Genomic DNA, 16,105 nt, shown 5'->3' with positions numbered 1-16,105 from the left:
GGTCGGGAGAGGTGCTCCTTCCGGCCCCGTCTGGTTTTCACCGGCTCCCTCACCCATGCCGTTCAGCAAGCCCACACCCACTCTCCGGCCACCTGTCACGCGTACGCCAACCGGCGTCGGAAGAACAGGACCGGCAGAGCGGACCGCCGCTCCGCCGCTCCTGCCGACCCCGGCCCGTGACCATGGAGAGAGCCATGACCGGCGTCACCACGCTCGACCGTCCTCCGCAGCCCGCGGCACCCACCCGCTACACCGTCACCCTCGCCCGTGACGAGGCCGACGTCCGTGCCGCGCAGCGGCTGCGGCACGACGTCTTCGCCGGCGAGATGGGCGCCCTGTTGACCACCTCGCAGCCGGGCCTCGACGTCGACCCGTTCGACGCGTACTGCGACCACCTGCTCGTGCGCGACACCGTGACCGGGCAGGTCGTCGGCACCTACCGGCTGCTGCCGCCGGAGCGCGCCGCGGTCGCCGGCCGGCTGTACTCGGAGAGCGAGTTCGACCTCGCCCCGCTCGACGGGATCCGGCCCGGACTGGTCGAGGTCGGCCGCTCCTGCGTGCACCCCGACCACCGGGACGGCACGGTCATCGGCCTGATCTGGGCCGGGATAGCCCGGTACATGGTCGACCGGGGCCACGAGTGGCTGGCGGGCTGCTGCTCCGTGCCGCTCGGCGACGGCGGCGCGCTTGCCACGGCCACCTGGGAGCGGGTGCGCGCCAAGCACCTGGCCCCCGAGGAGTTCCGGGTACGGCCCCTGCTGCCGTGGATCCCGAACACCGATGTTCCGGCCGACCGGATGGAACTGCCCGCCCTGCTGCGCGGCTACGTCCGTCTCGGCGCCTGGGTGTGCGGGGAGCCCGCGCACGACCCGGACTTCGGGGTCGCCGACCTGTACGTGCTGCTGTCGATGCGCCGGGTCAACCCGCGCTATCTGAAGCACTTCCTCTCCCTCGTGCCGGCCTGATGAGCGTCTGGCTGCCCACCGCGCCCTGCACCCCGGGCGCCTGCGTGGAGCCGGCCGCACCCGCCGCGGCCGTACCCCGTGCCGTGCTGCGGCTCACCGCGGTCACGCTCCTGGTGCTGGCCGGGATCGTGCTGTCCCCGCTCGGTGGGAGGATCCCCGCCGAGTGGGTCAGGCGGTGGTGCCGGTCGATCGTGCGGGCCATCGGGGTCCGGGTCCGCTTCACCGGCACCGCCGCACCGGCCGGCGGTCTGCTGCTGGTCGCCAACCACGTCTCGTGGCTGGACATTCCGTTGCTGGCCGCCGTGCGCCCCGCCCGGATGCTCGCCAAGACCGAGATCCGTGACTGGCCCGTGGCGGGGGCGCTGGTCGCGCGCGGCGGGGCGGTCTTCATCGAGCGCGACCGGCTTCGCGCGCTGCCCGACACGGTCGCCCGGATCGCGCACGCCATGCGGGAGGGCGCGGCCGTGGTCGCCTTTCCCGAGGGCAGCACCTGGTGCGGGCGGGCGCACGGCCGCTTCCACCGGGCCGTCTTCCAGGCCGCGCTGAACGCGGGCGTGCCCGTGCAGCCGGTCCGGCTGCGCTACCGCCAGGACGGGGCCGCGAGCACCGCGGCCGCGTTCGTCGGCGAGGACACCCTGCTCGCCTCCCTGTGGCGGGTCGCCCGCGCACGGGGCCTGGTGGCCGAGGTGGACATCCGGCCGGTGATACCGCCCGGCGCCCAGCCCGACCGCCGGTCCCTCGCCCGTGCCGCCCAGTCGGTCCCCTCCGAGGCCGCCTGGACCCATGCCGTCCTGCTGGAGCCGAAGGGCGCCCCGAGTCAAGGCATGACCCGGGCCAGATAGGGCGCCGTGGCGCTGCCCGCCGCCCGTGCCACCCGCTGCGGTGGCCCGGCTGCCACGATGTGCCCGCCCCGGTCGCCGCCGCCCGGCCCGAGGTCGATCACCCAGTCCGCCTCGGCGACCACGGTCATGTCGTGCTCGACCACGACCACCGTGTGCCCGGCGTCGACCAGCCCGTGCAGCCGGTCCATGAGCACCTCGACGTCGGCCGGGTGCAGACCGGCCGTCGGCTCGTCCAGCAGGTAGAGGGTGTGGGCGCGACGGCCGCGCTGCAGCTCGCTCGCCAGCTTGATCCGCTGGGCCTCCCCGCCGGACAGCTCGGTGGCGGGCTGGCCCAGACGCAGATAGCCGAGGCCCACGTCGAGCAGCGTGCCCAGGCTGCGGGCCGCACCCGGGGTGTCCGCGAAGAACTCGGCCGCGTCCTCGACGGTGAGGTCCAGGACCTCGGCGATGTTCCGTCCCCGGTACGTCACCCGCAGGGTCTCGGGGTTGTAGCGGGCGCCCGCGCAGTCCGGGCAGGGCGCGTACGTGCTGGGCAGGAACAGCAGCTCCACGCTGACGAACCCCTCGCCCTGGCAGGTCTCGCAGCGCCCTCCCCCGGAGGGGGCACCCCCAGCCACGTTGAAGGAGAACCGCCCGACGCCGTAGCCGTGCTCCCGCGCCGCGTCGGTGGCGGCGAACACCTTCCGTACGACGTCGAACAGGCCGGTGTAGGTGGCCAGATTGGAGCGCGGAGTGCGCCCGATCGGCCGCTGGTCCACCCGGACCAGACGGCCGACCCCGGCCAGGTCCTCCGTCAGCTCGCCGATGAGCGTGGACTTCCCGGAGCCGGAGACACCGGTGACGGCGGTGAACGCGCTCAGCGGGAACTCGGCCGTCACCCCGCGCAGGTTGTGCCGGGTCACGGGCCCCACCTTCAGCCAGCCGCGCGCCTCGCGGACCTCACGCGCCGGGCCCGGGGCCTCGTCGAAGAGGTAGCGGGCCGTGGCCGACTCCTCGACCGAGGCCAGCTCGGCCACCGGGCCGCTGTACAGCACCCGTCCGCCGTGCTCGCCCGCGCCGGGACCCACGTCCACCAGCCAGTCCGCGCCGCGCACCACCTCCAGGTGGTGTTCGACCACGAACACCGAGTTCCCGGCCGTCTTGAGCCGGTCCAGCACCGTGAGCAGGGCCTCGGTGTCCGCCGGGTGCAGTCCGGCCGACGGCTCGTCCAGCACGTACACCACGCCGAACAGCCCGGAGCGCAACTGGGTGGCGAGCCGCAGCCGTTGCAGCTCGCCCGCGGACAGGGTGGGGGTGGCCCGGTCCAGGCTGAGATAGCCGAGGCCCAGTTCGACCACCGGCGCGATCCGGGACTTCAGGTCGTCGGTGAGGACCCGGGCCGTCTCGGTGCCACCGTCGAGCAGCCCGGCCAGGTCGGTCAGGGGCAGCGCGGCCAGCTCGGCGATGCTCCGGCCGCCGAAGGTCACCGCCAGCGCCTCGGGCCGCAGCCTGCTGCCCCCGCACACCGGGCAGGGCGCACTGGTCAGGAAGCGTTCCGCCTTCGCCCGCAGGGTCGGGGACTTGGTGTCGGAGAACGTCTTCATGACGTACCGACGGGCGCTCATGTACGTGCCCTGGTACGGCCGTTGGATCCGGTCGGCGTCCCGGACCGGGTGGACGGTGACGACCGGCTGCTCGTCCGTGAAGAGGATCCAGTCCCGCTGCTCGGCGGGGAGTTCGCCCCAGGGCCGGTCCACGTCGTACCCGAGCGTGTCGAGGATGTCGCGCAGGTTCTTGCCCTGCCAGGCCCCGGGCCACGCGGCGATCGCTCCCTCGCGGATCGACAGCGAGGGGTCGGGGACCAGCAACTCCTCGGTGGTGCGGTGCGCTCGGCCGAGACCGTGGCACTCCGGGCAGGCACCGGCCGCCGTGTTCGGGGAGAACGCGTCCGAGTCGAGCCGCTCGGCGCCGGGCGGGTAGTCACCGGCGCGCGAGAACAGCATCCGCAGGGAGTTGGAGAGGTTGGTGACCGTGCCCACGGAGGAGCGGGAGGTGGGGGCCGAGCGCCGCTGCTGGAGGGAGACCGCCGGCGGCAGCCCGGTGATCTCGCCGACCTTGGGCGCCCCGACCTGGTGGATCAGCCGGCGTGCGTACGGCGCTACCGACTCGAAGTAGCGTCGCTGCGCCTCGGCGTACACGGTGCCGAACGCCAGGGACGACTTCCCCGAGCCGGACACGCCGGTGAACACGGCCAGTACGTCCCGTGGGATGTCTACGTCGACACCCTTGAGGTTGTGCTCGCGGGCACCGCGGACACGGACGTAGGGGTCGTACGGATCATGAGGGCTGTGCATCGGGGGGACACTCCGTACGGGCCTGCCGGGGCGGGGGCAAACCCCGCCATTCTAGCCCGCCGGGTCCCGGCTACGGATGCGGAGGGGTGTCCCGCTCCTGGCTTCCGAGCTCGTCCTTCAGCTTCTGCTGGGCGGTGTCGACCTGGGACCTGTACTTGTCCTGGGTCTTCTCGTCGACGTAGTCGCCGCCCTTGTCGATGCCCTTGTTCGCCACGTCCTCGTGGCCCTTGAGCATGCCCTTGATCTTGTCCAGCATGGACATGGCATCCCTCCTGAGGGATAGACGCTCCGCCTTCCAGGGTCACCGGCCGGGGCGCGGCTCGCATCTCGACGGGCGGGGGCGCGCGGAGCGAGAGCACGGCGCATGAGCCCGCCGGGGGGCGCAAGTGCACAGGTGTCCCTTATGTGCGAGTTTGGGGGGCGGACGCCTGTCGCCGCAGAAAGGCCTGCCCCCATGAGCACTCCCGGTTTCGGTTTCGGACGCAGCCCGTTCGAGGAGTTCGACGAGCTGATGTCCCGGTTCTTCGGCAGCGGCGGCCCGGCCGCGTCCGCCCGCCGGCCGCAGCGCGTCGACATCGGCAGCCTGCTGTCCGAACGGGCCCGGGACCTGGTGGCCGAGGCCAGGGACATCGCCGCGACCGAGGGCAGCGAGGAACTCGACGCCCGGCACCTGCTGGCAGCCGCCACCCGCAACGAGTCCACCCGGCGTCTGCTCGCCGAGGCCGGCGCCGACCCCGACCGCATCCGGGAGCAGCTCGGCACCGGCGCGAACGGCGGCGAGAAGACCGAGCCGAACACCCTCACCCCGTCCGCCAAGCGCGCCCTGCTCGACGCCTACCAGATCTCCCGCGCCGAGGGCGACTCCTACATCGGCCCCGGTCACATCCTGCGCGCGCTCGCCGCGAACCCGGAGTCGGCGGCCGGGCAGGCACTCGGCGAGGGCGGCTGGGAGCCGGCCAGGCTGCCCACCGAGGGCACCGCCGAGCGGAAGAAGCCCAGCAACACGCCGACCGTCGACGAGTACGGCCGCGACCTCACCGAGGACGCCCGCCAGGGCCGCCTCGACCCGGTGATCGGACGCGAGGAGGAGGTCGAACAGACCATCGAGGTCCTCTCCCGGCGCAGCAAGAACAACCCCGTCCTGATCGGCGACCCCGGCGTCGGCAAGACGGCCGTGGTCGAGGGCATCGCCCAGCGCATCGTCGCCGGGGACGTCCCCAAGACGCTGGCCGACAAGCGGCTGGTCTCCCTGGACCTGGCCGGCATGGTGGCCGGCACCAAGTACCGCGGCGAGTTCGAGGAACGGCTGAAGAAGCTCCTCGACGAGGTGTCCGAGCACAGCGACGAACTGATCCTCTTCCTGGACGAACTGCACACCGTCGTCGGTGCCGGAGGCGGCGGCGAGGGCGCCATGGACGCGGGCAACATGCTCAAACCCGCCCTGGCCCGCGGCGAGTTGCACCTGATCGGCGCGACGACCGTGGACGAGTACCGCCGGCACATCGAGAAGGACGCCGCCCTGGAGCGCCGCTTCGCGCCCATCCTGGTCGGCGAGCCCAGCGTGGACGACACCATCGAGATCCTGCGCGGCCTGCGCGACCGGTACGAGGCCCACCACCAGGTCCGCATCACCGACGAGGCGGTCGTCGCCGCGGCCGAGCTGTCCGACCGGTACATCACCTCCCGCTTCCTGCCCGACAAGGCCATCGACCTGATGGACCAGGCCGCAGCCCGGGTCCGGCTGCGTGCCAAGACCCCCCTGGCCGACACCCGGGAGATCGAGGACCGCATCGCCGCCCTGAACCGGGAGAAGGACCAGGCGGTCGCCGACGAGGAGTACGAACGCGCCAAGGACCTGCGCGACCGGATCAGGGAGGCCGAGGGCGAACTGGCCGCCGCGGGCAAGGCGGAGGAGCACGTCCCGAAGGTCACCGCCGAGGACATCGCCCAGGTCGTCTCCCGCACCACCGGCATCCCCGTCTCCCAGCTCACCGAGGAGGAGCGGGAACGGCTGCTGAAGCTGGAGGAGCACCTGCACGAGCGGGTCGTCGGCCAGGACGAGGCGATCACCGCCGTCGCCCGCGCGGTGCGCCGCGCCCGCGCCGGTATGAGCGACCCCAACCGGCCCATCGGCAGCTTCCTGTTCCTCGGCCCGACCGGCGTCGGCAAGACCGAACTGGCCCGCGCCCTCGCCGCCGCCCTCTTCGGCGACGAGAGCCGCATGATCCGCCTCGACATGAGCGAGTTCCAGGAGCGGCACACCGTCTCCCGCCTGGTCGGGGCGCCTCCCGGATACGTCGGCCACGAGGAGGCCGGCCAGCTCACCGAGGCGGTGCGCAGGCAGCCGTACACCGTGCTGCTGCTGGACGAGGTGGAGAAGGCCCACCCGGACGTCTTCAACACCCTGCTGCAGCTCCTGGACGACGGCCGGCTCACCGACTCCCAGGGCCGCACGGTCGACTTCAAGAACACCGTGGTCATCATGACGTCGAACATCGGCGCCGACCGCATCCTGGCCGCCGGCACCGAGGACTACGCCAAGGTCCGCGACGCCGTCATGCCCGCCCTCCAGCAGCACTTCCGGCCCGAGTTCCTCAACCGCATCGACGAGATCATCGTCTTCCGCGGCCTGGACCGCACCCAGTTGCGTCAGATCGTCGACCTGCTGCTGGAGCACACCCGGCGCCGGCTGCACGCCCAGGACGTCACCATGGAGGTCACCGACGCGGCCGCCGAACTCCTCTCGAACATCGGCTACCAGCCCGACTTCGGCGCCCGCCCGCTGCGCCGCACCATCCAGCGCGAGGTGGACGACCGCCTCGCCGACATGCTGCTGTCCGGGCAACTCGTACCGGGTGACCGCGCCGTGGTGGACGCGGCGGACGGCTCCGTCATGATGCGCGCGGACAGGCCTGCCGACCTGCAGGGCTGAGCCGCTCAGCCGCGGGGTGCGAAGAGGGCGGCGAGGCGCCGGTAGGAGTCCAGCAGCGCCGTACGGTCGTACGAGCTGGTCGTGACCAGGACCTCGTCCGCGCCCGTCTCCTTCAGCACCGTCTCCAGCTCGGGCGCGACCTGGTCCTCGGTGCCGGCGAGGTGACCGGTGAGACCGGACTCGTAGAAGTCCCGCTCCTTCGCGGTCATCGCGCGGGCCTCGATCTCCTCGGCCGGGGCCAGGGGCGGGAAGGTGCCGTGGGTCCGCGCGTGCGCCATGGCCCAGGCCTCCGGGACCAGCAGCCGCCGCGCGGCCTGCGGGGTGCCCGCGACGGCGATCGTGCCGGAGATCACCACGTACGGCTCGGACGCCCACGGGGAGGGGCGGAACCGGGCGCGGTACGCGTCGATGCCGCGTAGCATCTTTTCGCGGCCCCGCAGGTCACCGATGACCATCGGCAGGCCGGCGCGGGCCGCGATCCGCGCGCCCTCGCCCATGGCCAGCACGAACGGCGGCACCCGCAGGCCCTCCGCCGGGCGGGCGTGCACCCCGGTCGGCGAGGTTCCCTCGAACCAGCCCAGCAGGTCGCCGAGTTGCGCAGCGAAGTCCTCGGCGTCGTCCTTGTCCCGCCCGAGCGCCTTGCGCACTCCGTCCGTGAAGCCCACGGAACGGCCGAGCCCCATGTCGATCCGGCCCGGGAAGAGCGACTCCAGCACGCCGAACTGCTCGGCCACGACGAGGGGTTGGTGGTTGGGCAGCATGACCCCGCCGGTGCCGACCCGGATCGTGCGGGTCGCCGCGGCCACGGCGGCGGCGAGCACGGTCGGCGCCGACCCGGCGACCCCGGGCACGCCGTGGTGCTCGGACACCCAGAACCGGTGATAGCCGAGCGCCTCCGCCTCCCGCGCCAGCGTGACCGTGTCCCGCAGCGCCTCGCCGGGCGGCCGGCCCGCGCGGGTGCGGGAACGGTCGAGGACGGAGAAGCGGGTCGCGCCGGTCACGGAACTCATACGAGGTTCAACACCCTGGAGCCCGCAGGATTCCGCACGGCGCGATGTCGTGGTTCGGACGGAACCGGTTGCCCGGGCCGTGGCTCCGCTCCAGCTCCACCAGACGGGCGCGGTTGCCGCGGTAGTTGTCGCAGGTCCCGTAGCCGGGCCCGCTGTGGCCGAGGCCATCGCCTCGTCGAACGCGCCGCGCTCCTGCGCCCTCCTCCGCGTCCATCCAGACGAGGAAGCACCGCTCGACGCACTCGGGCCCGGCGCGGCCGGCCGACGGCCATGGCGGTGCGGTCCGCCAGGTGGTGCTCGTAGAAGAGCGGCCACGCCATGAATCCGGCCCGCCGGTCGGCGCCGGCCGCCACGTACCCGGCGTGGGCCCGCATCCGCTGGGCGACGGACTCCTCGACCCGGCTCGTCCACCGGGCGGCGTCGGCGAGCGCGGCACGGTCGTCGGGGAGTGGGATCAGCGGCGTCCAGGCCGTGCAGGAGCCGGTATGCGTCGGCCCACGCCTCCCGGGCCGCGGCGTCCCGTGCCCGCCGTAGCGCGTCCGGCTTCGCCGTCGCGCCGGCCGTCCGCCCACTCACGCGTGGCTCCCTTCTCGCTCCTCGCGAGTAGGACCGCCCCCTCGTACGCCGGTCCGGCTCAGCCCTCGGGGCGCAGCAGATCAGCTCGCCTTCGGCTGGGCGCGGCGGTCACCGGCCCGACCGTGTCCGTGCGCCTCGCGGGGCCTCGATCATCTGCAGCTCCAGCGCGAGTGGCGGCTCGGCCAGCCCGGGCCCGCCCGTACGCGCCCACTCGCCGACCTCGGCCGTGCAGTCGTCGTCCAGGGCGAACCCGATCCACACGGGCCTGCCGCCCGCCCGCCGCCCCTCGGCGGAGGGGCGTACGACCACGACGTTCGCCTGGTCGCACGGCCCCAGGCAGTCGGTCGTGCGCACCGCGAAGCCGCCCTCGGCCGCAGCGGCCCGCAAACGGTCCAGCTGGCCGTCGTGATCGGTACCGGGGTGCTTGGCCGGGTTGCCGCAGCAGCAGCCCCGGCAGACGACGAGGGTGGGAACAGAAGACATGGGAGAAGCATGAGGCCCGCGCCCCTGGGGAGTTGACGCAGGGGGTGGCTATGGTGGCCCCGTGACAGACAGCAGTGCGCGCCCGGTTGCCGTGTTCGACCTGGACAACACCCTTGCCGACACCGCCCATCGGCAGCACTTCCTGCAGGACCTGCCGCGGAACTGGGCCGGGTTCTTCGCGGCCGCGCCCCAGGATCCGCCGCTCGCCGAGGGCGTGACGCTCGCCTTGGAGCAGGCCCGCGAGTGCGAGATCGTGTACCTCACGGGGCGGCCCGAGCGATGCCGGCGCGACACGCTCGACTGGCTCGCCGAGCAGGGGCTGCCGGAGGGGCGCCTCCACATGCGGAGCAACGCCGACCGCAGGCCCGCCCGGTTCACCAAGCTGGAGATCCTGCGCCGGCTCGCCCGCGACCGCGAGATACGGTTCCTCGTCGATGACGACGAACTCGTCTGCGACGACGCCGAGCGCGCCGGATTCGCCGTCGTACGGGCCCGCTGGGCCGCGAAGTCCGCCGCGCTGGAGGACGCCCAGGAGCGTGAGGGCCGGACCTGAGGGCCGGTGGTTGCCGTCCTGAGGGCCTACTCCCCGTCCTCGATGCGGAAGCCCACCTTCAGACCGACCTGCCAGTGCGCGATCTGCCCGTCCTCGATCTGCCCCCTGACCTGCGTCACCTCGAACCAGTCCAGGTTGCGCACGGTCTGGGCCGCCCGGGCGATGCCGTTGCGGATGGCCTTGTCGACGCCGTCGGGGGAGGTGCCGACGATCTCCGAGACCCGGTAGGTGTGGTTGGTCATGCGGTGCTCCTCGCTGTGCCGCCGTGACGGGTGTGTCACGCGTCACTCCACGGTGCCGTATGCGGAGGCGGAGCGCGAGGCGTCGCGGCCGTACCCCCGGTAGCCCTTGACCGTCGCATTGGTCCATACCAAAATCCAGACACCCGTGCGAGCACCGGCTCGTCCCCCCACGTCGGGCCCCTTCCCCTGTCCGTCAGACAGAACAGGACCCCTCGTGAGACGTCGTCTGCTCGCCCTTCTCTGCGTCACCGGCTCCCTCGTCAGCGGCTGCGGCCTCCTCCCGGGCGGCCAGGACCGGCACACCGTCACCGTGTGGCTGATGAAGGACAGTGCCTCGAAGGATTTCCTGCGGCGCTTCACGGAGGACTTCGAGCGCACCCACAAGGACCTGCGGCTCGACATCCGCATCCAGGAGTGGACCGGCATCGTCGAGAAGGTCCAGAAGGCGCTCAGGAGCGACGCGAAGGACGGCCCCGACGTGATCGAGGTGGGCAACACCCAGGTCCCGCAGTACGTCGACGGCGGCCGGCTCGCCGACCTGACGCTGGAGTCGATGCGCGACTGGGGCAAGGAGCGCTGGCTGCCGGGCCTCGCCGAACCCGGCAAGGACGGCAACAAGCAGTACGGCGTGCCCTGGTACGCGGCCAACCGGGTCGTCATCTACCGCAAGGACCTCTTCGCACAGGCCGACATCACCGCCCCGCCGAAGACCCGCGACGAGTGGCTCACCGACACTCAGAAGCTCAACTCCGGCGGCGACCAGGGCATCTACCTGGCCGGACAGGACTGGTACACCCTCTCCGGCTTCATCTGGGACGAGGGCGGCGAGCTGGCCGAGCAGAAGGACTACGAGTGGCGCGGCACCCTGGACACCCCGGCGGCCCTGCGCGGCATGGACTTCTACCGGCGGCTCCAGGCGCTCGGCGAGGGGCCCGTGGACGCGGACGAGGAACACCCGCCCCAGGCTGGGGTGTTCGCAGGCGGCAAGGTCGCGCAGATCATCGCGGTACCGGGGCTCGCCCAGTCGATCGTGCAGCAGAACCCGGACCTCAAGGACAAGCTCGGCTTCTTCCCGGTGCCCGGCAGGACCGCCGCCCGGCCCGGCACGGTCTTCACCGGCGGCTCCGACCTCGTCGTCCCGCAGAACACCGACGACCAGTTCGCCGCGACCGCGGTCGTCGGGGCGCTCACCGGAGCCAAGTGGGACACCGAACTCGCCCGCACCATGAACTACGTGCCCAACAAGACCACCCTGGCGGGCGCGGTCGCGGGGGAGGAGGGGGTCGCCGCCATGGCGGCGGGCGCCGCGCACGGCAGGGCGACCCCCAACAGCCCGCAGTGGGCCGCGGTCGAGGCCGACAACCCGATCAAGGGCTACATGACCAAGGTCCTCGGCGGGGCCGACCCGGCGACCGAGGCGCGCCGGGCCGGCCGGAAGATCACCGAAGCCCTCACTCCGAACCTGGGCTGACCCGACTCACCGCGCCACGCTGAGCGACAGCGCGAAGCGGCCCTCGGCGTCCGTCCACCAGTGGGTCAACTCCAGCCCGGCCGCGTCGAGTTCTGCGGTCACTCCCTCCTTGCGGAACTTCGCCGACACCTCGGTGCGCAGTTCCTCGCCCGCCGCGAAGTCCACGGCGAGGTCCAGGGCGGGCACCTTCACGGTCTGCGCGGTGCGCGAGCGCAGCCGCATCTCGATCCACTCCTGCTCGGTGTCCCACAGCGCCACATGGTCGAAGGCCTCCGGGTCGAAGTCGGAGCCCAGCTCCCGGTTCATGACGGCCAGGACGTTCTTGTTGAACGCGGCCGTCACCCCGGCCGCGTCGTCGTACGCCCGGACCAGCACCTGTTCGTCCTTGACCAGGTCCGTGCCGAGCAGCAGTCCGTCGCCCGGTGCGAGCAGGGCGCGCACCGAGGCCAGGAACTTCGCCCGTTCGGCGGGCAGCAGGTTGCCGATCGTGCCGCCGAGGAACGCCAGCAGCCGCGGTCCGGGCGTCTCGGGCAACGCCAGCGGGGCGGTGAAGTCGGCGATCAGCGCGTGCACGTCGAGTCCGGGACGCTCCTCGATGAGTGCCTGCCCGGCCTGGGTGAGGGCGCTCTCGCTGACGTCGACGGGGACGTACGCCGCCAGCGAGGTGAGCGCGTCGATCAGATAGCGGGTCTTCTCCGAGGAACCGGAGCCCAGCTCGACCAGGGTGCGCGCGCCGCTCGCGGCGGCTATCTCGCCGGACCGGGCGACGAGGATCTCGCGCTCGGCCCGCGTGGGGTAGTACTCGGGCAGCTCCGTGATCTGCTCGAACAGCTCGCTGCCCCGGGCGTCGTAGAACCACTTGGGCGGCAGCGTCTTGGGGTCGACCGTGAGGCCGGCAAGGACGTCCGCGCGCAGCGCGGCGTCCGTCGCGTCCTCGGGGAGAGTGCGGGTGACGTGCAGGGGACTCACGTACAGGGCTCCTTCGGTGATGGGGGTGCCCCCGCTCGAGCGGAGTCGAGAGTGGGGGAGGACGCCGGGTCCTCGAGCGGGGTGAGCAGCACGTCGGTGCGGCTCGCCGTGAGCACGGTGCGGTCGGGGACCTCCTGCCAGAGCGGGTCGTCGTCATACGGTTCGGAGGCGACGACCGTGCCGGTGCCGGGCTCCGTGCGGTACCAGAGGCTGTCGCCCCAGGCGGTCGCGCTGATGCCGGTGCCGTCGGTGAGCAGCAGGTTCAGTCGGGAGGCGGGGGCCGCCTCGGCCAGCTCGCGAACCACCCCGCCGAGGGCGTCGGCGGGGTCGTCACCGAGCCGCAGCCGGTGCAGCACCAGCGCCCAGACGAACGCCGAGTCGGTGCGTGCCTCCAGCGACAGCAGTTCGACCGGAGGCAGGGCGGACACCAGCGGTGCGGCCGAGTCCGGCCAGCCGGCGATCGCGCCGTTGTGGCTGAACAGCCACCGGTCGGCGGCGAAGGGTGCCGCCGCGGCCTCGCCGTCCGCGCCCGCGCGGGTCGCGTCGCGTACGGCAGCGAGCACGGCACCGGTGCGCACGACCCGGGACAGGTCGGTGAAGGAAGGGTCCGCCCAGATCGGCCCGGACCGCCGGTAGCGGGCCGGGACCGGATCGCCGGGGGCGTACCAACCCACCCCGAAACCATCGGCGTTGACCGTCCCGTATCGCTGCCGCCGGGGCGCCCACGACTGCCGGAACAGGCTGTACGGGGGGCCCACGAGGAGTCGGCCGAGCGGCTCCTCGGGTCCCAGGTAAGCCAGATGACGGCACATCAGACAGCCTCCGAGCGGGCGGTGCGGAACCCGGAGAAGATCTGCCGCCGGATCGGGTAGTCCCAGTTGCGGAACGTGCCCCGGCAGGCCACCGGGTCCACGGCGAACGAGCCGCCGCGCAGCACCTTGTGGTCGGAGCCGAAGAACACCTCCGAGTACTCCTTGTACGGGAATGCCTGGAAGCCCGGGTACGGCAGGAAGTCGCTGGCCGTCCACTCCCACACGTCCCCGATCAACTGCCGTACGCCGAGCGGGGACTCACCGGCCGGGTAGCTGCCGGCGGGGGCGGGCCTGAGGTGTCGCTGGCCCAGGTTGGCGTGCTCGGGCGCGGGGTCGGCGTCGCCCCACGGGTAGCGCGTGGAGCGGCCGGTGGCCGGATCGTACCGGGCGGCCTTCTCCCACTCGGCCTCGGTCGGCAGCCGGCGCCCGGCCCAGCGGGCGTAGGCGTCCGCCTCGTACCAGCACACGTGCAGCACCGGCTCGTCCGCCGGCACCACCTCGGTGATCCCGAAGCGACGCCTGAGCCACTGGCCGCCGTCGCGGCGCCAGAACAGCGGGGCGGTGAGGGAGTGCTGTCGGATGTGTGCCCAGCCCTCGGGCGTCCACCAGCGCTCGGTGTCGTAGCCGCCGTCCTCGATGAACGCCTGGTACGCCGCGTTCGTCACCGGGGTCGTGTCGATCCAGTACGGCGCCAGGTCCACCGGGTGCGCCGGGCGTTCGTTGTCCAGCGCCCACGGCTCGGTGGAGGTGCCCATGGTGAACGGGCCGCCGGGGACGAGGACTTCGGCCGGGCCCGTGAACAGCGGCGCCGGTTCGGGGTCGGGGGCGGTCAGAGCCTGCGGGCCCCTGCGGAGCTGATGGGTGATCAGCATCGTCTCGTCGTGCTGCTGTTCGTGCTGCGCGATCATCCCGAAGGCGAACCCGGCCTCGGTCAGCCGGCTGCCGTGGAAGTCCGCGGCCCCCAGCAGGTCCAGGGCCCGGCCGCGCACCTCGGCCGCGTAGCTGCGGGCCTCGGCGGGCGGCAGCAGCGGCAGCGAGGGCCGCTCGGAGCGCGGGTGCTCGAAGGCGTCGTACAGGCCGTCGATCTCGGGCCGCATCGCCTCCCGGCCACCGACCGCCCGCAGCAGCCAGAGCTCCTCCTGGTTGCCGATGTGGGCGAGGTCCCACACCAGCGGTGACATCAGCGGGGAGTGCTGCGCGGTGAGGTCGGGGTCCTCGACGCAGCTGGTCAGCAGCGTGGTGCGGGCGCGGGCGGTGGTGAGCGAGGCGAGCGCACGCTCGCGCAGCGCCTCGCTGTCCGGCTCGCTGTCCGTGACCTCGGTCTCCGGGGCGGTCATGTGCGCATGTCCTTCCTCCTGTGGGCACGACGGTCCGTGTCGCGCAGGCGGTCCAGCAGGTCGTCGGCCGGGCAGCGGCCCTGGACGACGTAGCGGTGGAGATGGGCCGCCACTGCGTCCATGACCGCGGGTGTGGCGCCGAGCCGGGGCAGGGCCTCGAGCGCCGCCGCGAAACAGGCGACGGCGACCTCGCGCAGCTCGGGGTCGGCGAGCCCGTACCGGGCCGCGTCGGTCCACAGCGGATTGTGCGGGGCGGGCAGGTTCAGCGTCCGCTCCGCCAGGGGTTTCACCGCCCGGTGCGCGGACTCGGCGGCCTCCGGGTCGTCGAACAGCGCCGCCGTCACCGCGAGCGGCACGACCCAGCCGTCCTCGCCGGGCTGCGCGTCGATCATGCGCAGCTCCAGGTGGCCGCGAGGCCGGACCGGCGGGAACAGGGTGGTGAGGTGGTAGTCGAGATCCGCCCGGGTGGGCGGCCGGGGTGAGCGCGAGCGGGTCCACTCGCGGAAGGTCAGGTTCTCGGGCAGCTCCCACGAACCGCTGTCGCTGCGGACGCACATCACCGGGGCGTCCAGCACATGCCGGGTCCAGACGTCCCGCGGCTCGCCGTCCGGCGGGGGCCCGCCCGCCCGGCCGGCGACGCCGATCTCCATCCACAGCAGCTGCCGGGTGGACCGCCAGCCCGTGGGCTGCCGGCCGATCAGCGGGGAGTTCGCGAACGCGGCCACCAGCACCGCGCCCAGTAGGTGCGCCAGCTGCCAGCGCCACTCGTGCCCGAGCGGCCCGGGCTCCTCGTGGCCGGCGTCCACACACACCTGGACGGAGGCCGAGGTGCACATCATGTGCCGGCCGGCCGTGCCGGTGCGGTCGAGGCAGGCCTCCATGGCGTCGTAGCGCGGTTCGTGCAGGAACCGGCGGGGTGGGTGCCAGGGGTCGTGGCCGACGCCGACGAGTCCCAGATCGTCCTCGGCGAGGACCGCGCGGACCGTGTCCAGGTCGGCCGAGACGGTGTCTATGCACTCCATCAGGGAGGTGGCGGGCGGTGAGCTCAGCTCCAGCTGGCCGCCGGGTTCGATCGTCAGCGGCGACTTCAGGGGCACGGTCCGCAGGGTGGCGTAGGCCGCTTCGAGTCGTTCGGGTGACACCGGGAGCTGCGGCTGCCGCAGCTCGTGGACGAGCCATTCCACTTCGACCCCGAGCGTGCGGGGCGGGCCCGTCTTGAAACAGATGCCTCGGACGAGGGCCTCGACCTCGGCCTCGGTGACGGCTGTGCGGTGCTCCGTACAGTCGCCACCATCGGTTATTGAGTCGGACATGTCGGGATCCTCCTGAGATTCCACCATGTCACCGGCCCGGCGTTCGGTGAGCCGGGCAGGCACTCGTCCCACCCAAGACCCTCGAAACGATTCGCACAAGGGTGCCCATCGGGACGTTCCGGATCGGTAATCTCCGTTTTCTTGGGCGTTTCCAGGCCGTTCCGGGACCCGGAAACTCCGTTGCACCGCATCACCAGCATCACCCAGGATGCCTGCATGAGCACGACGGGGGAGGCTGCGCGGCCCGCGGTCATGGCGCCCACGGGG

At 72.8% G+C, this 16,105-nt stretch carries 14 protein-coding genes; 5 read left to right on the top strand and 9 right to left on the bottom strand.

Features of this window, described 5'->3' with window-relative positions; genetic code table 11:
- The first annotated feature begins 194 nt into the window (after positions 1-194).
- The gene (locus ACIF83_RS07250) at positions 195-965 is read left to right on the top strand and encodes a GNAT family N-acetyltransferase (protein WP_399724240.1); all 771 of its coding nucleotides are present in this window, start codon (positions 195-197) and stop codon (positions 963-965) included.
- Positions 965-1,807, top strand: a complete 843-nt coding sequence (locus tag ACIF83_RS07245) for a lysophospholipid acyltransferase family protein (protein ID WP_399724237.1) — start codon at positions 965-967, stop codon at positions 1,805-1,807. Before ACIF83_RS07250 ends, ACIF83_RS07245 begins: the two co-directional genes overlap by 1 nt.
- Here the strand turns inward: ACIF83_RS07245 and ACIF83_RS07240 are convergent.
- The gene (locus tag ACIF83_RS07240; RefSeq protein WP_399724234.1) at positions 1,783-4,140 is read right to left on the bottom strand and encodes an ATP-binding cassette domain-containing protein; all 2,358 of its coding nucleotides are present in this window, start codon (positions 4,138-4,140) and stop codon (positions 1,783-1,785) included. The two genes, ACIF83_RS07245 and ACIF83_RS07240, sit on opposite strands and share 25 nt — an antisense overlap.
- 70 nt (positions 4,141-4,210) lie before the next feature.
- A complete protein-coding gene (locus tag ACIF83_RS07235; protein WP_399724231.1) occupies positions 4,211-4,402 on the bottom strand; it encodes an antitoxin in 192 nt (63 codons plus the stop codon).
- A 192-nt stretch (positions 4,403-4,594) separates the two neighbouring features.
- Between ACIF83_RS07235 and ACIF83_RS07230 the strand changes: the two genes are divergently transcribed.
- The gene (locus tag ACIF83_RS07230; RefSeq protein WP_399724228.1) at positions 4,595-7,072 is read left to right on the top strand and encodes an ATP-dependent Clp protease ATP-binding subunit; all 2,478 of its coding nucleotides are present in this window, start codon (positions 4,595-4,597) and stop codon (positions 7,070-7,072) included.
- A 5-nt stretch (positions 7,073-7,077) separates the two neighbouring features.
- Here the strand turns inward: ACIF83_RS07230 and ACIF83_RS07225 are convergent, their stop codons facing one another.
- Together ACIF83_RS07225 and ACIF83_RS07220 are read right to left on the bottom strand one after the other, a co-directional pair.
- Positions 7,078-8,082, bottom strand: coding sequence for an LLM class flavin-dependent oxidoreductase (locus ACIF83_RS07225; protein WP_399724225.1), 1,005 nt, complete (start codon positions 8,080-8,082; stop codon positions 7,078-7,080).
- Between the two features lie 684 nt (positions 8,083-8,766).
- A complete protein-coding gene (locus ACIF83_RS07220) occupies positions 8,767-9,141 on the bottom strand; it encodes a (2Fe-2S) ferredoxin domain-containing protein (RefSeq protein WP_393471066.1) in 375 nt (124 codons plus the stop codon).
- 61 nt (positions 9,142-9,202) lie between these two features.
- Between ACIF83_RS07220 and ACIF83_RS07215 the strand changes: the two genes are divergently transcribed.
- Positions 9,203-9,694, top strand: coding sequence for a hypothetical protein (locus ACIF83_RS07215; protein WP_399724222.1), 492 nt, complete (start codon positions 9,203-9,205; stop codon positions 9,692-9,694).
- Between the two features lie 26 nt (positions 9,695-9,720).
- Here the strand turns inward: ACIF83_RS07215 and ACIF83_RS07210 are convergent, their stop codons facing one another.
- Complete coding sequence (locus ACIF83_RS07210; protein WP_097258557.1) at positions 9,721-9,936, bottom strand: dodecin; 216 nt, start codon at positions 9,934-9,936, stop codon at positions 9,721-9,723.
- Between the two features lie 214 nt (positions 9,937-10,150).
- Here ACIF83_RS07210 and ACIF83_RS07205 point away from each other — a divergent pair, with 214 nt between their 5' ends.
- Positions 10,151-11,407 carry an extracellular solute-binding protein gene (locus tag ACIF83_RS07205; protein ID WP_393471072.1) on the top strand — a complete coding sequence of 419 codons (1,257 nt, stop codon included), beginning with the start codon at positions 10,151-10,153 and terminating at the stop codon, positions 11,405-11,407.
- 6 nt (positions 11,408-11,413) lie between these two features.
- Here ACIF83_RS07205 and egtD read toward each other — a convergent pair whose 3' ends face one another.
- From egtD to egtA, 4 genes are read right to left on the bottom strand one after another with little or no spacing between them, the layout of a single operon-like run.
- Positions 11,414-12,376, bottom strand: a complete 963-nt coding sequence (gene egtD / locus ACIF83_RS07200) for an L-histidine N(alpha)-methyltransferase (RefSeq protein ID WP_393471075.1) — start codon at positions 12,374-12,376, stop codon at positions 11,414-11,416.
- Positions 12,373-13,188 carry an ergothioneine biosynthesis protein EgtC gene (gene egtC / locus ACIF83_RS07195; RefSeq protein ID WP_399724219.1) on the bottom strand — a complete coding sequence of 272 codons (816 nt, stop codon included), beginning with the start codon at positions 13,186-13,188 and terminating at the stop codon, positions 12,373-12,375. The genes egtD and egtC overlap by 4 nt, the downstream gene beginning before the upstream one ends.
- The gene (gene egtB / locus ACIF83_RS07190; RefSeq protein ID WP_399724216.1) at positions 13,188-14,525 is read right to left on the bottom strand and encodes an ergothioneine biosynthesis protein EgtB; all 1,338 of its coding nucleotides are present in this window, start codon (positions 14,523-14,525) and stop codon (positions 13,188-13,190) included. The genes egtC and egtB overlap by 1 nt, the downstream gene beginning before the upstream one ends.
- Entirely contained in the window at positions 14,522-15,838 is a 1,317-nt protein-coding gene (gene egtA / locus ACIF83_RS07185; protein WP_399724213.1) for an ergothioneine biosynthesis glutamate--cysteine ligase EgtA, read from the bottom strand. The genes egtB and egtA overlap by 4 nt, the downstream gene beginning before the upstream one ends.
- Positions 15,839-16,105: the final 267 nt, after the last annotated feature.

This window comes from Streptomyces sp. NPDC085866 (assembly GCF_044541035.1).
Lineage (GTDB): Bacteria > Actinomycetota > Actinomycetes > Streptomycetales > Streptomycetaceae > Streptomyces.
The sequence above is the reverse complement of the archived record's forward strand: the minus strand, read 5'-3'. Positions and strand labels throughout refer to the sequence as shown.